The following is a 17976-nucleotide window of genomic DNA, read 5'->3' as shown; positions in this document are numbered from 1 at the left end:
TTTCCCAAGAGAAATATTGTGTCTTACAATCCGTTATTGCCCGCAACCAGACGCTGCGGCCTGTTTCCACGGAGTTAGACCATGCATCGCCCCCTGCTGTTTCTTGCCCTGCTGCTGCCTGCACTGTGCTCCCACGCCGGTTGCCGGGTCGCGCCATCGGCCAGCGATACCATTTCGCTGGTGGTGGGCGAAGGCGGCTGCCTTGGCAGCACTGCACAGCGGGAGGCTTTCGCGGCGGAGCTGAAGTCGGCGGTGCAGGCAATGGAAGGCAGCCGCAAGCCGGGCCTGCAGCGCAAGTCCACGGCCGACCAGCTGAACGGTTTTGGCGACCTGCGGCGCCAGGCCGAGCATCTGATGCCGCCGGCGCCGGTGTACTACGGGCAGCGCTGAAGCATGGCGGCAGTGCGTGCCGACCGCGCCGCTTACAGGCGCATGCTGAAGAAGACCAGCAGCACGTCGCCATTGCCCTTGTGCTGCGACAGCCGCGGCACGTAGGAGGCGCGCAGCTTGATGTCGCGGCTGCCCAGGGACACGATGGGCAGCACCATCGGAAACGGGATGCCGTGAAAGTAGTCGGCACGGCTCATCAGCATGGCGGTGAAACCGCCGCCCGCCTCCAGCCCGGCGCCCAGCGGCTGTATCCATTCATGGCCATAGCCCGCCATGAGCTGGGGCTTGCGGTGTGAATCCGACAGGCCAAGCGCATACACCATCTCGTCATTGCCCCTGTCATTGCGCAGGCGCCGCCCGATGCCCACGCCCCAGGCCTGTTCGTTGAGTTCAGCCAGGCGTTCCCGCGTATAGGTGCCGCGGCCATGGTGGGCATAGCCGGACAGGTAGAGATCGGTTGCGCCCGTGTCCGCGATCGCTTCCAGCCTGTTGCCAGCCTGATATAACCAGTCAGGCGCGGCATGCGCCTGTGGCGCAAGCAGGATGGCGCCGGCCAGCATGGCGGCGCGCGGAAACCGTGGGCGCCATGGCTTCCATTGCAAGCGCATCGTCGCTCCAGTCGTTGATTGCGGCAAAGAATGCCACTCGAATGCGCCGGCGTGAAGCGGCTGCCGCCGTGATACGCGCCTTCGTTGTGTGCTGTCAAAGCGTTGCCAGAACTTCATCTCTCCTCACCACTCTATTTGTTGATCGAACAATGGGTGGGCTTTTTTATGGGAAAGTTTCTATGAACACGATTGAAGTCGGCCGGGGCGCCGAAAATCAGAAGGTGGAACTGTTCTTCCAGGATATCGGTCATGGCCAGCCGGTGGTATTGATCCATGGCTGGCCGGTCAGCCACGCGATGTGGGAACACCAGATGCTGGAGTTGCCGGCGCATGGCCTGCGCGTGATCGCCTATGACCGGCGCGGCTTCGGCAATTCGTCCAAGCCATGGGAAGGCTATGACTACGACACCTTCGCCGACGACCTCAAGGCCCTGCTGGACCAGCTCGACCTGCAGGACGTGGTGCTGGTGGGCTTTTCGATGGGCGGCGGCGAAGTGGCGCGCTACATGTCGCGCCACGGCGGCGCACGGGTCAGGAAAGTGGCCTTCATCAGCGCCGTCACGCCCTTCATGCGCAAGACCGCGGACAACCCCGACGGCGTCGACGACAGCGTGTTCCAGCAGATGATCGCTGGACTGAAGAAGGACAGGCCGGATTTCCTGACCACCTTCGGCAAGCATTTCTTCAATGTCGGCATGCTGCGCCACCCGGTCAGCGACGCCACCCTGGAATGGACCCGCGGCCTGGCGCTGCCGGCGTCGCCCAAGGCCACGATCGACTGCGTGCGCGCCTTTTCCGGCACCGACTTCCGGGAAGACCTGAAGTCGATCAGCGTGCCGGTGCTGGTCGTGCATGGCGACGCCGACCAGACGGTGCCTATCAAGGCCAGCGGCGCGCTGACCGCGAAGGCCCTGCCCGGCGCCCAGTACAAGGTGTATGACGGCGCGCCGCATGGCCTGTACATCACCCACAAGGACGACCTCAGTCGCGACCTGGTGTCCTTCATCAAGGGTTAGCCGAACATCGCCATGCTTGAAAAACTGCCTCAGGCGCTGGGCCATGCCCTGCGCAACCAGCGCGCCGGACTCGACCAGATCGCCTTCAATCTCGTCAGCGTCGGCGGCGGCACCGCGGCGATCCAGGTGCGCAGCCTGGCCTTTGCCGACCACGCGCCGATACCGGCGCTGTACACGGCTGACGGCGCCGGCATCTCGCCGCCGGTCGAATGGACCGGGGTGCCGCCGGGCACGGCCTCGGTGCTGCTGATCGTCGAGGATGCCGACGCGCCGACGCCGCATCCGCTGGTGCATGCCATCGTGGTCGACCTGCCGCCGCAGGACGGCGCATTGCCCGAGGATGCATTGAAGAGCAGCCACAGCGAAGGCCTGGGCTATCACACCGGCCGCAATTCCTATCTGCAGGCCTCATGGCTGCCGCCCGATCCGCCGCCCGGACACGGCGTGCACCGCTATGCCTTCCAGGTATTCGCGCTGGAAGCGGCGCCCGACTTCGGCGGCACGCCCGGCCGCGAGGCGGTGCTGGAAGCGCTGCGCGCCCACGGCATCGCCAGCGGCTGCCTGATCGGCACCTATCTGCGGCCGGACGGCACGATCCCGGTCGAGGAAGCGGCGCCGGCGGCGGTCAACGTCGACCAGCCGCTGGCCTGACGACTGGCTTCGCCTGCTCAGCCGCCGGCGGCAATCTGCCGCAGGGCCTGCGCAAACACCTGCGCCGGCTGGCCGCCCGAAATCAGGTGGCGGTCATTGATGATCACCGCCGGCACCGAGTGGATGCCGGCGTCCAGGTACATGCGCTCGCGCTCCCTCACCTCGGCGGCATACTCGTCCGAGCCCAGGATGGCCGCGGCGCGGGCGCGGTCCAGGCCGACCGATTCCACCGCCGCCAGCAGCACCGCATGGTCGCCCGGATTCTCGCCGCGGGTGAAATAGGCTTCGAACAGCGCATGCTTGAGTTCGCGCTGCTTGCCTTCCCCATCCTCTTCCTCGGCCCAGTGCAGCAGGCGGTGCGCATCGAAGGTGTTGTAGATGCGGCTGCGCTTGCCTTCGCCGAAGATGAAGCCGACTTCCTCGCCGCGTCGCCGGATCTGCTCGCGGTTGGCCGCCATCTGCTCCTTCGATGCGCCGTATTTCTGCGCGATGTGCTCATCGATATCCTGGCCTTCGGCCGGCATCTGCGGATTGAGCTCGAAGGGCTGGAAGTGCAGTTCGGCGCTGATCTCGTCACGCACCTCGGCCAGCGCCTGCTCCAGCGCATTGAGGCCGATGGCGCACCACGGACAGGAAATATCGGAAACGAAGTCGATCTTCATCGCGGCTGGCATGGCATTCCTCGCAGGTTTTCGTGAAAGCTGCCATATGCTTCCATGCGCAGGATATTCAAGTCGCCGGTGATTTCACGCAACGGCTGGCGCGCCTGGCCGGGACAGAATGAACGGGTCTTTCCATCGATAGCCCTTCAGCCACTTCATGAACGCTCCCACCAGTCCGGCCAAGCTGCGCCGCCGCGCCACCGACATGTTCACCCCCATCCTGCGCAAGACCTTCGGCATCGATCGCCTGCGGCCGGGCCAGCGCGACGTGCTCGACAGCGTACTGTCCGGCGCCGACACCTTTGCCCTGATGCCCACCGGCGCCGGCAAGTCGCTGTGCTACCAGTTGCCGGCCCTGCAGCTGCGCGGCCTGGTGCTGGTGGTCTCGCCGCTGATCTCGCTGATGCGCGACCAGCTTGCCAAGCTCGACGAAATGGGCATACCGGCGGTGCAGGTCAACAGTTCGCTGAACCGGGAAGAGGAAAGCGCGGCGCTGGAAGCGATTGCAGAGGGCCGCTGCCGCATCGTGTTCGCCACGCCCGAGCGCCTGACCCAGCAGGAGTTCATCGCGCTGCTGCGGCAGCAGAAGATGGCGCTGTTCGTGGTCGACGAGGCGCATTGCGTGTCGCAGTGGGGCCATGATTTCCGGCCCGCCTATCTCGACCTCGCCGCCGCCATCCGCGCGCTCGGCAAGCCGCCGGTGCTGGCCCTGACCGCCACCGCCACCGAGGAAGCGATCGCCGACATCGTCAAGCAGCTCGGCCTGTCGCGGCCGCGCATCATCAACACCGGCATCTACCGCAAGAACCTGCGCTATACCGTGACCCAGGTCACCAGCGACACCGAGAAGCTGTCGCAGCTACTGGAGACAGCCATGCGCCAGCCCGGCCCGGGCATCATCTACACCGCCACCGTGGCCGCGGTCGAGGCGCTGCATGCCGCGCTGGCCGAGCGCGGCGAAAGCGTGACGCTCTACCACGGCCGGCTCGGCGCCAGGGAACGGCAGGCCAACCAGGACCAGTTCATGCAGGGCGAGAAGCGGCTGATGGTGGCCACCAATGCCTTCGGCATGGGCATCGACAAGGCCGACATCCGCTTCATCATCCATTACCAGATGCCGGCCAACCTGGAAGCCTATTACCAGGAGTCGGGCCGCGCCGGGCGCGACGGCGAGCCCGCCGAATGCATCCTGCTGTTCCAGTTCAAGGACAAGCGGGTGCAGCAGTTCTTCCTGGCGCGCGACTATCCCGACGGCGACGACGTGCGGCATGTGTATGCCGCCGCCGCCACCCTGGCCGAGCAGGGGCCGACGCCCTTCGCCGACCTGTGCGCCGCGCTGCCGTCGATGTCGGCGGCGCGGGTGCGGGTGGCGCTGAAGCTGCTGAAGGAAGCCGGCCTGCTGGCCCAGGACAAGCAGCTGCGCATCCGCGCCGGCAGGAAGGCCGCCGCCGCCGACAGCTTCGACATCCTTGCCGGCGCCTATGCCGACAAGGCCGAACGCGACCGCGAGGCGCTGGAGCAGATGGTGTCGTATGCGCAGAGCGGCACCTGCCGCTGGCAACTGCTGCTGCAATATTTCGGCGAGGCAGAAGACACAGTCGAGCCCTGCAATACCTGCGACAATTGCCAGCGCACCCGGCAGCTCGAAGCCAGCATCCCGGCCCCGGTCGAGGCGGCGCCTCCGCCGGCGGCCGTCGCGCCGGCGCCGCTGTTCTCGGTCGGCAGCCGGGTCAGGGTGCCGCGCCACGAGGAGGGCGAAGTGATTGCCATTGCGGGTGACATGGTGACCATCGCGTTTGGCGACGGCGGTGAAAACAAGACCTTCCTGGCCAGCTACGTGCAACCCAGCGACGCCGCGCCCGGCCAGCAGAATGAACAAAGGGGAATAGCATGAGCAAGGAACAGTCCAGGCGCCATGACGATGACGACACCTCGATGTGGATCGTCTATGAAGAGCCGCCCGCCTTTCCCAACCAGTATGTGGCGCGACGCTATCGCAGCTATGTGGAAACCGGCGAATACGTGGTCGGCGACACGCTCACCGACGTGCGCGCCAAGCTGCCGCCCGGCCTGATGCGCCTGGAGCGCAGCAGCCAGGACGACCCGATGGTGCGCGAGTCCTGGATCTGAGCCAGGAACGCGTAAATGCCGCACAGCGGCGCGGAAGCGGTTGCGGTTGCGTCTCAACTCCCCTTAAGCGCGCCGTCACGGCGCTGCCTGAAGCGAAAACGATGCAGGTTCGGTAGGGTGGAATACCCCAAAGGGGCATTTCACCATTGGTCGATCGGGAAAGTCGGCCGACGATGCGATCCCAGTTTGCGGCCACGGTGCAATGCCCTTCGGGTATTGCACCCTACGAAAAGCACAGCGGCGCCGCACAGGAAGCGTAACGGTTGCGGTTGCAGTGAAGTCCCGTTGAGCGCGCCGTGACGGCGATGTCTGACGCGGATAAGGTGCGGCGTCTGTCTGAGCGGAGCGAGTTTAGCCGCGCCCTGCTTAAGCCATCGACGGCACGGGAATCCCGCGCAGCGGGGCGCGATTACCGGGTCGCCTTTTTTGCCTACTTTTTTGGCGAAGCAAAAAGTAGGTCGCCCGCCGGGGCGAACTCCCGGCCTGGGCATGATGCGAGGACATGCGCATTGGGTCATCAGGGAAAAGGCATCACTGCGAAGCAGCAGTTCCCTGCGAAGTCAGCCGTCTAAAACGATCGCAAGCCAATGTCATAACGAGTTTGCAAAGTGCTCGTTCGAACGAATCTCACCCGGGCTGACCTTTTCCGCCTCAGGCACGGCCGCGATCAAAAGGACCGACAGGCTGAAAGCCCCCGAGCCACCGCCATTACGTCGACGCAAACCCGCCCCGAAAAATCGTATGTAGAATTTTTTCATGTACGATCTGACAAGCCGGCAGGAACACGCTTCAGCCAGCGCCAACGGCAAGGCCCGCAATGACAGCCAGGCGGAAACGCTGAAGGAAGAACTGAGCAATATCCTCGAGGAATGCCGGATACTGCTGCCCGGCATGCAGGCCCTGTTCGGCTTCCAGACCATTGCCGTCTTCAATGAGCGCTTCGAGCACCTGCGCGGGCTCTCCCCGGTTGCCCATCTGCTTTCGCTGTTCATGGTGGCCGTGGCCATTGCGCTGGGCATGGCGCCGGCTGCCTTTCACCGCATTGCAGAGCCGGGCCGGGTGTCGCGCCGGCTAATCGTCCTGTCTTCCCGCTGCATCTGCGCCGCGCTGTTCATGCTGATGCTGGCCTTCGCCCTTGAAATGTTCGTTGTCTTCAGCCTCGCCACGGACAAGCAGCCCTTCAGCGTATCGGTCGCCGCGCTGCTCCTTCTCATCATCGGCGCCGCCTGGTTCGTACTGCCCTGTCTGATCCGGCGGCGCTGGCGGCGTCCTCCACCCTGAACAGAACGGAAACCCATTCATGGATCAACAACTGCAGAGCGTCTTGCGCTATCTCGAAGACAACAAGCTCAAGCTGGTCACTGCCGAATCCTGCACCGCCGGCATGATCGCCTCCACCCTGGCCGACGCGCCGGGCAGCGGGCAATGGCTGGAATGCGCCTTCGTCACCTATTCCGAGGAAGCCAAGATGCGCTGCCTGGGCGTGAAGCAGGTAACCATCGAACGCTACAACCTCACCAGCGAGGAAGTGGCGCGGGAAATGGCCGAGGGCGCGCTGGCCTGCACCCGCGCCAATGTCGCCATTTCCGACACCGGCGTGGCCGGCCCCGGCCCCGGCGAAGGCGGCATCGCGCCCGGCACCATCTGCTTTGCCTGGTCGTTCGAGCACGAAGGCAAGGTCGCCACCTTTACCGAGACACGGCGTTTCGACGGCGACCGCAATGAAGTCCGCAAGGCCGGCACCGACTATGCGCTCAAACGCATCTGGCATTACCACAACGAAATGCAGGGCGCGAACGCCACATAGGAGCCCGCGCGCCAGCAGCATCGGCGCCGCGACAGCCGTCAGCGCTTCTGCTCGATGCGCCTGAATTCCTCGTCCGAATCCGGCACGCCCTCGATCATCTGCTGCAGGGCGCGGGCGTCGTTGAGCGCCTCGTCGCCATCTTCAGCCGGTTGGTCGCGGTCGCGTTCCGTCGGCTCGGCCTGCCGGCCATCTTCATTGCCGGCGCGGTGCGCGCCGGGCTTTCCGGTTTCCATTTCCATCGCGTTCTCCTTGCGTGCTGTGGTGCAGTGATGATTGGACCGTTCCGCGCTGCCATCATTCAGCAACAGGCTTACGCAGGATTGTGTGTCGCCAACCCTGTCGATCAAATGCTTACCCAATGAAAATAATTTATGGTATAAGCATATTTCTAAGAAGAAATATTACTTATTTCCTGTCTACCGGCTCTGCCCAATTTCCCATGACCCAGCTAGCACATTACGCCTTTGTCCAGCCCGAACTGCTCCCCCTCCTGACATCGTCATCGCCCGAGATACTGGACAGCCTGGACTTCGGGCTGATTGGTTTCGACGCCGATGGCATGGTCCGCCAGTACAACGCCTTCGAAGCGCGCGCCGCCGGCCTGTCGCTGGAGCGCGTGCTCGGCCAGTCCTTGTTCACCCATGTCGCGCCTTGCATGAACAATTTCATGGTAGCCCAGCGCTTCGAGGATGCAGCCAGCGCCGGCAGCACGCTGGATGACACCATCGACTATGTGCTGACCCTGCGCATGCGGCCGGTGAAAGTCAGGCTGCGCCTGCTGTCGGACCCGGCGCAGGCCATGCGCTATGTGCTGATCCAGCGCTCACTGTAGGCAAGGCCCGGCGTGGAAAACCTGGAAAGCGAATACGAGGCGCTGCTGCAGTTTCTGTACCTGGCGCCGGTGGGCATCGTTCAGACGGCGCTGGACGGATCGATCGCCATGATCAATCCGCTGTCGGCGCAACTGCTGATGCCGCTGTCCCGCGACGGCAGCCTGGACAATCTGTTCGACGCGCTCGAACAGGTGGCGCCGGAACTGCGCAACATGGTGAGCCAGTTCCCGCAGGCGCACGGCACGGTCTGCGACAGCCTGCGGGTGCAGCTTTCGGCCGGCATCCCCGGCGAGAAGGATGCGCGCATGCTGTCGCTGTCGGTGCTGAAACTCGATGACAGCCGCCTGATGGCGGTCATCAGCGACATCACCCAGGCGGTGAAGCGGGAACGCCAGTTGAAGCAGAGCGAAGCCTGGTTCAGCGCGGTGCTGACCGGCATCACCGATTACGCGCTGATGTCGCTCGACCCGAGCGGCCGCGTCGAATCCTGGAACCAGAGCATTGCCCGAGTCACGGGCCATAGCGAGCGTTCCGTGATCGGCCGCCCGATGTCCCTATTCCACCCGCCCGGCGCCATCACCAGCGACCGTATCGCCGACCGCCTGGTCGAAGCCGACGCCAACGGCTGGAGCCTGGACAATGGCTTGTGCCTGCGCGCCGACGGCAGCCGGTTCTGGGCCAATACCATGATCGCGCCGCTGTCGCGCGATGACGACCTGCCCGAAGACGAGCGCGGCTATGCGCTGATCATCCGCGACATCACCGACAAGCGCGAAGCCGGCGACAGCGCGCTGCGCGCCAGCGCCTGCGACTACCTGACCGGCATCGCCAACCGCCGCACCTTCTTCGAAGCGGCCGAACTGGAACTGGAACGCTGGCGGCGCTTTCCGCGCCCGCTGTCGGTTGTGGCCGTCGATGCCGACTTCTTCAAGCAGATCAACGACACCTGGGGCCATCCGGCGGGCGACGAGGTGCTGCGCAACCTGGCGCAGACGCTGTCGGCCACGGTGCGGGAAATCGACGTGGTGGCGCGGCTGGGCGGCGAGGAATTTGCAGCGCTCCTGCCATCGACCGACCTCGAAGGCGCAGTGAAGCTGGCCGAACGCTTCCGCACCGAGATCGAAAGCCAGCGGGTGATGGTAGGCAGCCAGGAAATCCGCTACACCGTCAGCGTCGGCGTGGCCAGCATGGACAGCCAGGTCAGCGGCATGGACCAGTTGCTGAAACTGGCTGACAGCGCGCTCTATGCGGCAAAGAAAGCTGGCCGCAACCGGGTCTGGCACAAGCGGGCGGACCATGTGCTGGCGGGGCCGGAGGATGGGGCGGCATGAAGGCCGAAGCCTCCCTGCCGGGCCTGGTTCGGCAGGGAGGCTTCAGGGGTGGGGGTAGTACTTCGCCAAGCCGGCAGAGCTCAATGAATTGGTTGCGCTGATGCATTGGCGCCAGCGTTTTAAAAACAGGCGGGGAAAAACCTGCCGGGTGGCGTGCATTAATTGCAAAGCTGGTAACTGAGTCGGGTGTCTTTGTCTATTGCTTCTCATTCGCAACCCCTTTGCAAAGATTAGCCTTGACGCAATCACCGCTAGCCACCCAGGTCACTTTCCCATCGGCATAGGTTGGCGTAAGGATGTAGGTTTCTTCAGAAAGACCGTTTTTGTCGATGGCCTTGGCAGTAATGACGCCGTTTTCTTCTGTTTTGACGCTTGCAACATTTCCAGATGCCTTCTCAATATTGGCTGGAATCTGATTGGTTCCCCCTTTGCATTCTTTGATGCTATTGAGATCCTGCGCACAGATCTCCACCGCAATCTTGGCCGGCGCGGTCGCCAGCACCACTTCGCTGAACTTGGCCCTCTTCGTGTAATCCCGATAAGCCGGCAAGGCCACCACGGCCAGGATGCCAATGATGGCTACGACGATCATCAGTTCGATCAGGGTAAAGCCGCTTGCACTGCCGCGCGGGTAACGATGTTTGATCATGATTGCTCCATGGGGTTGAACGGATCCGGCAGCGAAGACACGGCTGCCGGCGCAACGCAGGAGCAAAGCGGATGCCATCAGCAATCAATCCATCAACGGCTATACGTTCGTTTGATGCCCGATTTTGGACGACGACGGACGTTTGTCGCCGTTCATGACAGGCCTGACCGGGCGCCACCGGCAATCACCGTGACGATCGATCGCCATCCATCAAAACGCAGGGTCAGATCGAGCTTGCCTGTTGCCGGAACCGCCCGCGCATCACGGTGACCATAAGCCGGTTTTCGGCACGCCATCATGAAAGGCCATCTCCATGCGCATCGTCAGCCTGTCGACTGCAATGACGCTCAGCGACTTAAGCGAAAGCACCTTCCGGCGCAAGATCAGGAGCGGGGAAATCGGTCTGCTGCTGACGGACGATGCGGGCGTCCGGGAAGGCATTGCCATCGACCGGAATGCAGCCTATCTGAACACCGACATCGCTATCGGGCACTGGGAACTGGTGAAGGATGCCGACCGGGGCGACCCGCTCGCCCAGACCGAACTGGCGCTGATTCTGCAGCGGCACCGCAAGTTCAGGGCCGCGGTCTACTGGCTGCAGCTGGCCGCGAGGAAGAATGACAGCCACGCGCTGCACTGGCTGGCGCGCTGCCACCTGGAAGGCCGGGGCGTGGCAAGGAACGACGACAAGGGCATCATGCTGCTGGCGCGTTCCGCGATGCTGGGCAACATGATCTCGGCCCACCAGCTGGCCGCCCTGCGCCATGGCTTCATCCAGCATTATTCCGCACAGCCGCAGGCCGGCCCACACATGACCCGGCGCCGGGCCTTTGCGCCCGGCGGTTGAGCTTCCCTCGATGCCGGTCATCAGGCCGGCCTGGCAGGCGTGGTTATTGCGACGTGGCCGGCGTGCTGCTGGTAGTGGACTGGCGGGCCTGCGCCTGGGTCTGCGTCTGGGCCTGGGCCTTTTCCGCGTCTTTCTTGTTGGCGCGATGACGACCGACTGCGCAGCCGGCTGCAGCGCCCAGCACGCCATGATTGCCAGCGACATGGCCAGCCACGCCGCCGACGGCGGCACCCTTGATACAGCCCTTGGCCGAGGCGGCGCCGGACAGGCCGGCGAGCGAGGCAAACAGGCAAACGGCGATCAGCTTGGCTTTCATCACATCTCCTTCAAAGCGGCATGGATACAAGACCAGGACACATGCCCTGGCCAGTAAAGTTCATCATCCCGGTTTGGATCGATGCTGGCGGTGCGCTGCCCAACATAACTGCCGCACTGCCTGAAGAATGCGTCAGGCCTTTTCAGGCTTGGGCTTGCCCTGCGCATCGCTCAGGCGATACTTGGTGCGGCGGTCGCCCATCAGTTCACGCAGTTCGCGGATGTCCATGTTGGACACTTCATGCATGCGGATCAGCATCGAAGCGCCAACTGGCAGGCGACGGTGCCGGATCTTGCTGATCACCGGCGGCGCCACCTCGAGCGCGCGCGACAGCGCCGCGTCATTTTTCAGATTGAGCCGCTCGATCAGGGAGTCCAGCAGATTGTCGGGGTTATAGGTCACTTGCGAGGTCAGTTCATGCGCTTGCGGTGCGTCCTGGGGCTGGTCCATTTTATTTCTCTCCAACGCGGTTGACCGGGCGCCGCTTCGGCGCACCAGATGATGCTAATTTGGCATTAAAAAACTGGGTCGAGAATAGCACTTTGTCAACGAAACTTGAAAGAGCTTGCCTGTGCAAATTTCACCAAGTTCTGACCAAATCGGTATTTTTAGCGAATCGAGTCGGTGTCCGAACCAAAATCCGTATCGCCGCCGCCCGATGCGCCAGCGCTGCTCACCGGCTGGCGGTCGCCATAATCGACCGCGCTGCGCGCCGCCATCCGGGCGCCGCTGACCGGATCACGCCCCATGCCGGTCATCACGCCGCTCAGTTCATCGTCGGTTTTCGCCGGCGCCATGCTGTCGGCCTGGGCGGCAGCCTGGCTGTCGCCGATCCAGACGCCGCCGCCGGCATAACGGCGCACCACGATGCCGGCCATGGTGGTGGCGGGCGGCGGCGCCGCAGCGCGCTGGCTGTCGGCGCTGATGATTTCACCCTGGGCATCCATGCCGTAGGGCAGCGGCGCCGATACCATCACCGGCGGGCGCTCCGGACGCGGGAAAGATGCCTTTGCATCCAGCATCCCGGCCTGCATCGCTTCCCGGAAGAAGTCGCCCACCAGCAGCAGCGCATTGTGGCCGCCCTGCCCCCAGTAATCGCTGCGCATGGTGACGCGGGCATCGTTGAAGCCGACCCAGGCGCCCATCACCAGCGTCGGATGCATCAGCATGAACCAGCCATCCGTATTGTTCTGCGTGGTGCCGGTCTTGCCGGCGATATCGGCGCTGACCTTGAACTGCGTCTTCATCGCGGTGCCAGTGCCGCGGCTGATCACGCCGCGCATCATGTCGATCAGCTCGACGGCGGTATGTTCGCTGATCACCCGCACCGGCGCGCGACTGAATTCGGCCAGCACCCGGCCATTGCGGTCGCTGATGCGGCGGACGAAGATCGGCTCCTGGTACAGGCCGCCACGGGCGATGGTGCCGTAGGATGCCGCCATTTCCAGCAGCGTCACCGGGCTGGTGCCCAGCGCCAGCGACGGCACCGCGTCCAGCTTGCTGCGGCGCACGCCGGCGGCCTGGGCCAGGTCGACGATGTCCTTCACGCCGACGTCCTGCATCACCTGAGCGGTGATCGTGTTCTTGGAATACACCAGGCCGTCGCGCAGGCTCATCATGCGGCCGCTGGCGCCGCCCATGTCGCCGGGACGCCAGACCCGGCCGTCGCCGAGCCGGATCTCCACCGGGCCATCGGCATACATGCGCTCCGGCGCCAGGCCGGCTTCCAGCGCCGCGCCATAGACAAAGGGCTTGAAGGTGGAGCCGGGCTGGCGTTCCGCCTGCGCCACATGGTCATACTGGTCGCGCTGGAAATCGCGGCTGCCGACCCAGGCCCGCACCTCGCCGCTGCCCGGGTCCAGCGCGACGAAGCCGGCTTCGAGCCGGGTCTTGGCCTGCTGCAGCCGATTGATGAAGTCCGGATCGCGCTTTAGCCTCTTCAGCACCGCGGCCTCGCCCTCGGCGGCCACGGCGCGCCGGAATTCCGGCGTCTCGCGCAGGAAGGCATCCAGCAGGTCCGTGCGCTCGGTCCAGAAATGACGGAACGGCACCACCTTGCCCTGCAGTTTTTCATAGGCGCCCGGCGTCTTCGACAGCAGCTTGCCGGACGGCTGGCTCCATTCCACGTCGGCCACCGCCTGCAGCACCTTCGCCTGGCGTTCCACCGCCTGCGCCGCCACGGCCTGCAGCTTCGGGTCCAGCGTGGTCTGGATCACCAGGCCGTCGGCGCCGAGGTCGTGGTGGTTGCGGTCGGCCCAGTCCACCAGCCACTTGCGCACGTATTCGGTGAAATGGGTGGCGCTGCCGGTCGGCTCGGCCTGGCGCTGGAAGCGCAGCTGCAGCGGCTCGGCGCCGAGCCGGTCGACATCGGCCTGCGCCAGATGGCCGCCGCGCACCATCTGCGCCAGCACCACGTTGCGGCGCGCCTTGGCGCGTTCCGGGTTCACGACCGGATTGTAGTAATGGGTGCCCTTGAGCATGCCCACCAAAGTAGCCGCCTCGACCGGGCCGAGTTCGGTGGCGGGCCTGGCGAAATAGGTGCGCGCCGCCATCTCGATGCCGAAGGCGTTGTACAGGAAGGGCACGGTATTGAGATAGGTTTCAAGGATCTGGTCCTTGCTGTAGCGCTGCTCGATGCGCACCGCGGTGATGATTTCCCGCAGCTTGCGGCTGACGGTGCGGGCACGGCCGATTTCTTCCGGATGCAGGTTGCGCACCAGCTGCTGGGTGATGGTGGAGCCGCCCTGGGTTTCGCCATTGGCGGTATGCAGCGCCGCCGACAGCGTGCGCCTGATATCGAAACCGCGATGCTCGTAGAAGCGCCGGTCCTCGGTGTCGATCAGGGCATGGATCACATGCGGCGATATCTTTTCCAGCGGCAGCCATTCCCGCTGCACATTGCGCAAGGTGGTCAGCTCGCTGCCATCGGCCGCCAGGATCACGCTGGGCTGCACCGCGCGCACCGTCTGCAGGCGGTCCACCTCGGGCGTTTCCTGGATGGTCACATACACCAGCCCTGCCAGCAGCAGCGCCACGGCAATGCCGGAAACGGTAATGACCTTGATGGCATGCCAGCCCATGCCGGCAACTGACCACAACCAGCCCCGACGCTGGCTCGCGCGCTTGTCCACGGGAATTCCTCAACACTTGATCAAATGCAAGTCTGACAAGATTTGAGGAAGGGAGTTTTGCGTCGGTCGTGGCTCCGAAGGACGTGCCCCGGTTGTTTTGATGCTTGTTTGCGCGAAGTCGTGTTGACTTAACACGGGGAAATAGGCCAGCCGAAAACCTGGCGGGCGGGCAGGTCATGCACTGGCATGCAGTCGCTGCCGAGGTCGATACCGTTCAGGTCCGCCGTCGAGCACGGTCGTGACAGGCCAGGCTCGATGCAGATCCCTGCAGCAACGATGACAACAAAGACAGCGGCAAAAGCCGCCGGTGCCGGGTCAACGCGGCATGTTGCCCATGGGGCTGCCAAAACCCTGCATGGGCGCTGCGCCCTCCGGCACTGCCTGGACCTGGGGCGGCGGCATTGGCGCGGATTGCGGCTGCATCTGAGGCTGCTGCATGCCGGGCGGCGGCGGCACGGCTCTGGTGACGGGCGGGCGGCTGCCGGTATCAGCCATCATGCCGCCTTTTGCCTCGTCCAGCAGCTCGACCCGTTTCATCACGCCGTTTTCCTGCAGCAGCACATAGCGCGGATGCACTTCCTTGATCACCACGCCGGGCTGGAATTCGCGGTTGGCGCGCACCGCCTCGGGCGGCTTGCCGTCGGCCGACAGGATCGCCACGCTCTCGCCGCTGGTGCCGGACGACACCACGCCGCGCAACTGGTAATTGGTGGCGACCGCCACCGGGCCCTGGCGGCCGCCGAACAGCACGGCGGCGGCGCGCGGGTCGGGCGGCGCCTGCACCGCCGGCGGCGGCGCGGCGACCGGCCGCGCCGGCGGTTTCAGCAGCTGCATGCCCCAATAGGTGGCGGACACGCAGAGCGCAATGAACAGCACGAAACTGGTAAGCAGCGGCCAGCGTTTCATTCGACTTCCCTTATCTGTGCGGCTTCCGACATCAGCGCACCAGCTGGTTGATTTCAATAATCGGCATCAGCACCGCCAGCACGATCAGCAGCACCACCACGCCCATGGCGAGAATCAGCGCCGGCTCCAGCAGGCCGGCAATGGTCAGCGCGCGCCGTTCCAGATCCTGCTCCTGGGCATTGGCGGCGCGGTCCAGCATGGCCGGCAGCTCGCCGGTGACTTCGCCGGCGCGGATCATGTGGATCAGCATCGGCGGAAAATGCTTGTGCGCCGACAGCGCCCGCGCCAGGCCCACGCCTTCGCGCACGCTGGTGGCCGCTTCCTCGACCTGGGCCCGCATCGCCACGTTGGACAAGGTGTCGCGGCTGGTCTGCAGCGCGCGCAGTATGGGCACGCCGGAACCGGTGGTGATGGCCAGCGTGCTGGCAAAGCGCGCGGTGTTCAGGCTTCTCTCGAACTTGCCGTACATGGGCGCTGTCAGCAGCCAGCGATGCCAGCGCATCTTGATGACCGGGTTCTTCAGCGCCCGGCGCCAGGTCCAGAACAGCGCCACCACCACGCCCGCCACGATCAGGCCGTAATGGCGCACGAAATCCGAAATGGCCAGCATCACCACGGTCAGGAGCGGCAGCTTCTGCTTGGTATTGGCGAACACCGAGACGATCTGCGGCACCACGTAGGTCAGCAGGAAGATCACGATGGCGAACGCCACCACGGTGACGATGGCCGGATAGGTAAAGGCCAGCCGCACCTTCTGCACCAGCGAGTTGCGGCGCTCGATGTAATCGGCCAGGCGCGACAGCACCTTGGCCAGCTGGCCGATCTGCTCGCCGGAGGCCACCAGCGCGCGGTAGATGTCGGCGAAGTCGCGCGGATGCTGGCCCAGCGCGTCGGAGAGCGACGCGCCGCCCATGATTTCCGAGCGGATCGATGCGATCAGGTCGCGCACATAGGTGCGCTCGGCCTGTTCCAAGAGGGCGGTGAAGGCCTGCTCCAGCGGCAGGCTGGCTTCCAGCAAGCTGGCCAGCTGGCGGGTGAATAGCGACAGCTCGACCGTCGAGAGCCGGTCGCCGAGGCCGCGCCGGCGCCCCTGGCCGCTCTCGTCGACCTGCGAGGCGATCGCGTCGACCACGATAGGCACCAGGCCCTGGGTGCGCAGGTCGGAGCGGGCGGCGCGGGCGCTGTCGGCATTGAGCACGCCCTTGCGGGTGGCGCCCAGCGTGTCGACGGCTTCATAGCGGAATGCGGGCACGGGCTTTCCTCTTTAATCCTTGGTCACGCGCAGCAGTTCGGCCTGCGTCGTGGTGCCGTCGGCCAGCCAGCGTTCGCCATCCTCGCGCATGGTGCGCATGCCGTCGCGCTGGGCGGTGGCGCGGATGTCGGCCTCGGCGGCGCGGTCATGGATCTGGGAACGGATCTGGTCGGTGGTCTGCAGCAGTTCATAGACGCCGACCCGGCCCTGATAGCCGGTCATGCCGCACTTGTCGCAGCCCACCGCATGCCACAGCGTGCCGTCATGGCGCCGGCAGTGCGGGCACAGCTTCCTGACCAGGCGCTGCGCCACCACGCCCAGCAGCGAGGACGACAGCAGGAAGGGCTCGATGCCCATGTCCAGCAGGCGGGTGACGGCGGCGGCGGAATCGTTGGTGTGCAGGGTCGCCAGCACCAGGTGGCCGGTGAGGGAGGCCTGCACCGCGATCTGCGCGGTTTCCAGGTCGCGGATCTCGCCGATCATGATCACGTCCGGGTCCTGGCGCAGGATGGCGCGCAGGGCCTTGGCGAAGGTCATGTCGATGCGGGCATTGACCTGGGTCTGGCCGACGCCGGCCAGTTCATACTCGATCGGGTCTTCCACCGTCAGGATGTTGGTGCTGGCGGCGTTCAGGCGCGACAGCGCGGCATACAGCGTGGTGGTCTTGCCGGAACCGGTCGGGCCGGTCACCAGCACGATGCCGTGCGGCTGGGCGATCAGGTGGTCGAATTCCTTCAGGGTATGGTCGTCCATGCCCAGGCTCTGCAGGTCCAGCCGGCCGGCTTCCTTGTCCAGCAGACGCAGCACGGCGCGCTCGCCGTGGCCGGTGGGCAGCGTCGAGACGCGCACGTCGACCGGCTTGCCGCCCACCCGCAGCGTGATGCGGCCGTCCTGCGGCAGCCGTTTCTCGGCGATGTCGAGCTGGGCCATGATCTTGATGCGGGAAATCATCGAGGCATGGATCGCCTTCTTGGGCCGCACGATGTCGCGCAGCGCGCCGTCGATGCGAAAGCGCACCACCGAGATCTGCTCGAAGGGCTCGATATGGATGTCGGAGGCGCCTTCCCGCAGCGACTGCGTCAGCAGCGCATTGATCATGCGGATCACCGGCGCGTCGTCGGCCGATTCCAGCAGGTCTTCCACGGCCGGCATGTCCTGCATCATCTTGGCCAGGTCGAGGTCGGACTCGTATTCGTCGATCACCTGGGCAGCGTCGTTGCCGGCGCCGGCATAGGCGCGGGCGATGGCGGCATCGAGCGTTTCGCGGTCCATGCGCTTCAAGCGGATGCGGCCGAAACGGCGGCTGACCTCGGCGATGGCGCGGGGCGCGGTGGCATCCGACACCCAGACCTCGACGCCGGTATCGGGCGTGGGGCCGCGCTGCGCAAGCACGGCATGGTCGCGGGCGAAGGCATACGGTAACAGTCGGGCTTCCATGATTTCTCTC

The 17976-nt window shown here is 65.0% G+C and carries 21 protein-coding genes; 10 read left to right on the top strand and 11 right to left on the bottom strand.

The window, feature by feature from the left end:
• The first annotated feature begins 81 nt into the window (after window positions 1-81).
• Window positions 82-390, top strand: a complete 309-nt coding sequence (locus tag IGW04_RS07495; protein ID WP_194712436.1) for a hypothetical protein — start codon at window positions 82-84, stop codon at window positions 388-390.
• A 32-nt stretch (window positions 391-422) separates the two neighbouring features.
• On the opposite strand, the gene IGW04_RS07490 is transcribed toward IGW04_RS07495, so the two are convergent.
• Window positions 423-998: a hypothetical protein gene (locus IGW04_RS07490; protein ID WP_228526914.1), complete on the bottom strand. Its 576-nt coding sequence runs from the start codon at window positions 996-998 to the stop codon at window positions 423-425.
• A 179-nt stretch (window positions 999-1177) separates the two neighbouring features.
• Here IGW04_RS07490 and IGW04_RS07485 point away from each other — a divergent pair, with 179 nt between their 5' ends.
• Together IGW04_RS07485 and IGW04_RS07480 are read left to right on the top strand one after the other, a co-directional pair.
• Window positions 1178-2014, top strand: coding sequence for an alpha/beta fold hydrolase (locus tag IGW04_RS07485; protein WP_194712435.1), 837 nt, complete (start codon window positions 1178-1180; stop codon window positions 2012-2014).
• Window positions 2015-2026: 12 nt separating this feature from the next.
• Complete coding sequence (locus tag IGW04_RS07480) at window positions 2027-2665, top strand: YbhB/YbcL family Raf kinase inhibitor-like protein (RefSeq protein ID WP_194712434.1); 639 nt, start codon at window positions 2027-2029, stop codon at window positions 2663-2665.
• Window positions 2666-2682: 17 nt separating this feature from the next.
• On the opposite strand, the gene IGW04_RS07475 is transcribed toward IGW04_RS07480, so the two are convergent.
• Window positions 2683-3339: a DsbA family oxidoreductase gene (locus IGW04_RS07475; protein WP_194712433.1), complete on the bottom strand. Its 657-nt coding sequence runs from the start codon at window positions 3337-3339 to the stop codon at window positions 2683-2685.
• Between the two features lie 145 nt (window positions 3340-3484).
• On the opposite strand from IGW04_RS07475, the gene IGW04_RS07470 reads away from it, so the two are divergent.
• Together IGW04_RS07470 and IGW04_RS07465 are read left to right on the top strand one after the other, a co-directional pair.
• On the top strand, window positions 3485-5221 hold the full coding sequence (locus IGW04_RS07470; RefSeq protein WP_228526913.1) for a RecQ family ATP-dependent DNA helicase: 1737 nt from the start codon (window positions 3485-3487) through the stop codon (window positions 5219-5221).
• A complete protein-coding gene (locus tag IGW04_RS07465; protein WP_194712432.1) occupies window positions 5218-5457 on the top strand; it encodes a hypothetical protein in 240 nt (79 codons plus the stop codon). The genes IGW04_RS07470 and IGW04_RS07465 overlap by 4 nt, the downstream gene beginning before the upstream one ends.
• A 590-nt stretch (window positions 5458-6047) precedes the next feature.
• On the opposite strand, the gene IGW04_RS07460 is transcribed toward IGW04_RS07465, so the two are convergent.
• Complete coding sequence (locus tag IGW04_RS07460) at window positions 6048-6215, bottom strand: hypothetical protein (RefSeq protein ID WP_194712431.1); 168 nt, start codon at window positions 6213-6215, stop codon at window positions 6048-6050.
• Between IGW04_RS07460 and IGW04_RS07455 the strand changes: the two genes are divergently transcribed.
• Both IGW04_RS07455 and IGW04_RS07450 read left to right on the top strand, forming a co-directional pair.
• On the top strand, window positions 6214-6738 hold the full coding sequence (locus tag IGW04_RS07455) for a DUF6328 family protein (RefSeq protein ID WP_194712430.1): 525 nt from the start codon (window positions 6214-6216) through the stop codon (window positions 6736-6738). The two genes, IGW04_RS07460 and IGW04_RS07455, sit on opposite strands and share 2 nt — an antisense overlap.
• A gap of 19 nt (window positions 6739-6757) precedes the next feature.
• Entirely contained in the window at window positions 6758-7264 is a 507-nt protein-coding gene (locus IGW04_RS07450; RefSeq protein WP_194712429.1) for a CinA family protein, read from the top strand.
• Window positions 7265-7302: 38 nt separating this feature from the next.
• On the opposite strand, the gene IGW04_RS07445 is transcribed toward IGW04_RS07450, so the two are convergent.
• Window positions 7303-7503: a hypothetical protein gene (locus IGW04_RS07445; protein WP_194712428.1), complete on the bottom strand. Its 201-nt coding sequence runs from the start codon at window positions 7501-7503 to the stop codon at window positions 7303-7305.
• A gap of 200 nt (window positions 7504-7703) precedes the next feature.
• Here IGW04_RS07445 and IGW04_RS07440 point away from each other — a divergent pair, with 200 nt between their 5' ends.
• Window positions 7704-8096: a PAS domain-containing protein gene (locus IGW04_RS07440; RefSeq protein ID WP_194712427.1), complete on the top strand. Its 393-nt coding sequence runs from the start codon at window positions 7704-7706 to the stop codon at window positions 8094-8096.
• Window positions 8097-8108: 12 nt separating this feature from the next.
• A complete protein-coding gene (locus IGW04_RS07435) occupies window positions 8109-9428 on the top strand; it encodes a sensor domain-containing diguanylate cyclase (RefSeq protein ID WP_323744828.1) in 1320 nt (439 codons plus the stop codon).
• A gap of 196 nt (window positions 9429-9624) precedes the next feature.
• Here the strand turns inward: IGW04_RS07435 and IGW04_RS07430 are convergent, their stop codons facing one another.
• Entirely contained in the window at window positions 9625-10077 is a 453-nt protein-coding gene (locus IGW04_RS07430; RefSeq protein ID WP_194712426.1) for a pilin, read from the bottom strand.
• A gap of 313 nt (window positions 10078-10390) precedes the next feature.
• On the opposite strand from IGW04_RS07430, the gene IGW04_RS07425 reads away from it, so the two are divergent.
• Window positions 10391-10924, top strand: coding sequence for a tetratricopeptide repeat protein (locus IGW04_RS07425; protein WP_194712425.1), 534 nt, complete (start codon window positions 10391-10393; stop codon window positions 10922-10924).
• Between the two features lie 43 nt (window positions 10925-10967).
• Here the strand turns inward: IGW04_RS07425 and IGW04_RS07420 are convergent, their stop codons facing one another.
• The 6 genes from IGW04_RS07420 to gspE form a co-directional block, all read right to left on the bottom strand.
• Window positions 10968-11240, bottom strand: a complete 273-nt coding sequence (locus IGW04_RS07420) for a hypothetical protein (protein ID WP_194712424.1) — start codon at window positions 11238-11240, stop codon at window positions 10968-10970.
• A 132-nt stretch (window positions 11241-11372) separates the two neighbouring features.
• Window positions 11373-11690, bottom strand: coding sequence for a hypothetical protein (locus IGW04_RS07415; protein WP_194712423.1), 318 nt, complete (start codon window positions 11688-11690; stop codon window positions 11373-11375).
• 158 nt (window positions 11691-11848) lie between these two features.
• Window positions 11849-14371 carry a penicillin-binding protein 1A gene (locus IGW04_RS07410; RefSeq protein ID WP_323744827.1) on the bottom strand — a complete coding sequence of 841 codons (2523 nt, stop codon included), beginning with the start codon at window positions 14369-14371 and terminating at the stop codon, window positions 11849-11851.
• A gap of 315 nt (window positions 14372-14686) precedes the next feature.
• The gene (locus IGW04_RS07405; RefSeq protein WP_194712422.1) at window positions 14687-15277 is read right to left on the bottom strand and encodes a type II secretion system protein N; all 591 of its coding nucleotides are present in this window, start codon (window positions 15275-15277) and stop codon (window positions 14687-14689) included.
• Window positions 15278-15308: 31 nt separating this feature from the next.
• Window positions 15309-16529: a type II secretion system inner membrane protein GspF gene (gene gspF / locus IGW04_RS07400; RefSeq protein WP_194712421.1), complete on the bottom strand. Its 1221-nt coding sequence runs from the start codon at window positions 16527-16529 to the stop codon at window positions 15309-15311.
• 12 nt (window positions 16530-16541) lie between these two features.
• Window positions 16542-17966, bottom strand: a complete 1425-nt coding sequence (gene gspE, locus IGW04_RS07395) for a type II secretion system ATPase GspE (RefSeq protein WP_194712420.1) — start codon at window positions 17964-17966, stop codon at window positions 16542-16544.
• Window positions 17967-17976: the final 10 nt, after the last annotated feature.

The organism is Noviherbaspirillum soli (assembly GCF_015352955.1).
In the GTDB taxonomy this organism is placed as follows: domain Bacteria; phylum Pseudomonadota; class Gammaproteobacteria; order Burkholderiales; family Burkholderiaceae_D; genus Noviherbaspirillum_A; species Noviherbaspirillum_A soli.
Note: the sequence above shows the minus strand (reverse complement) of the source record. Positions and strands in the feature narration are given on the sequence as shown.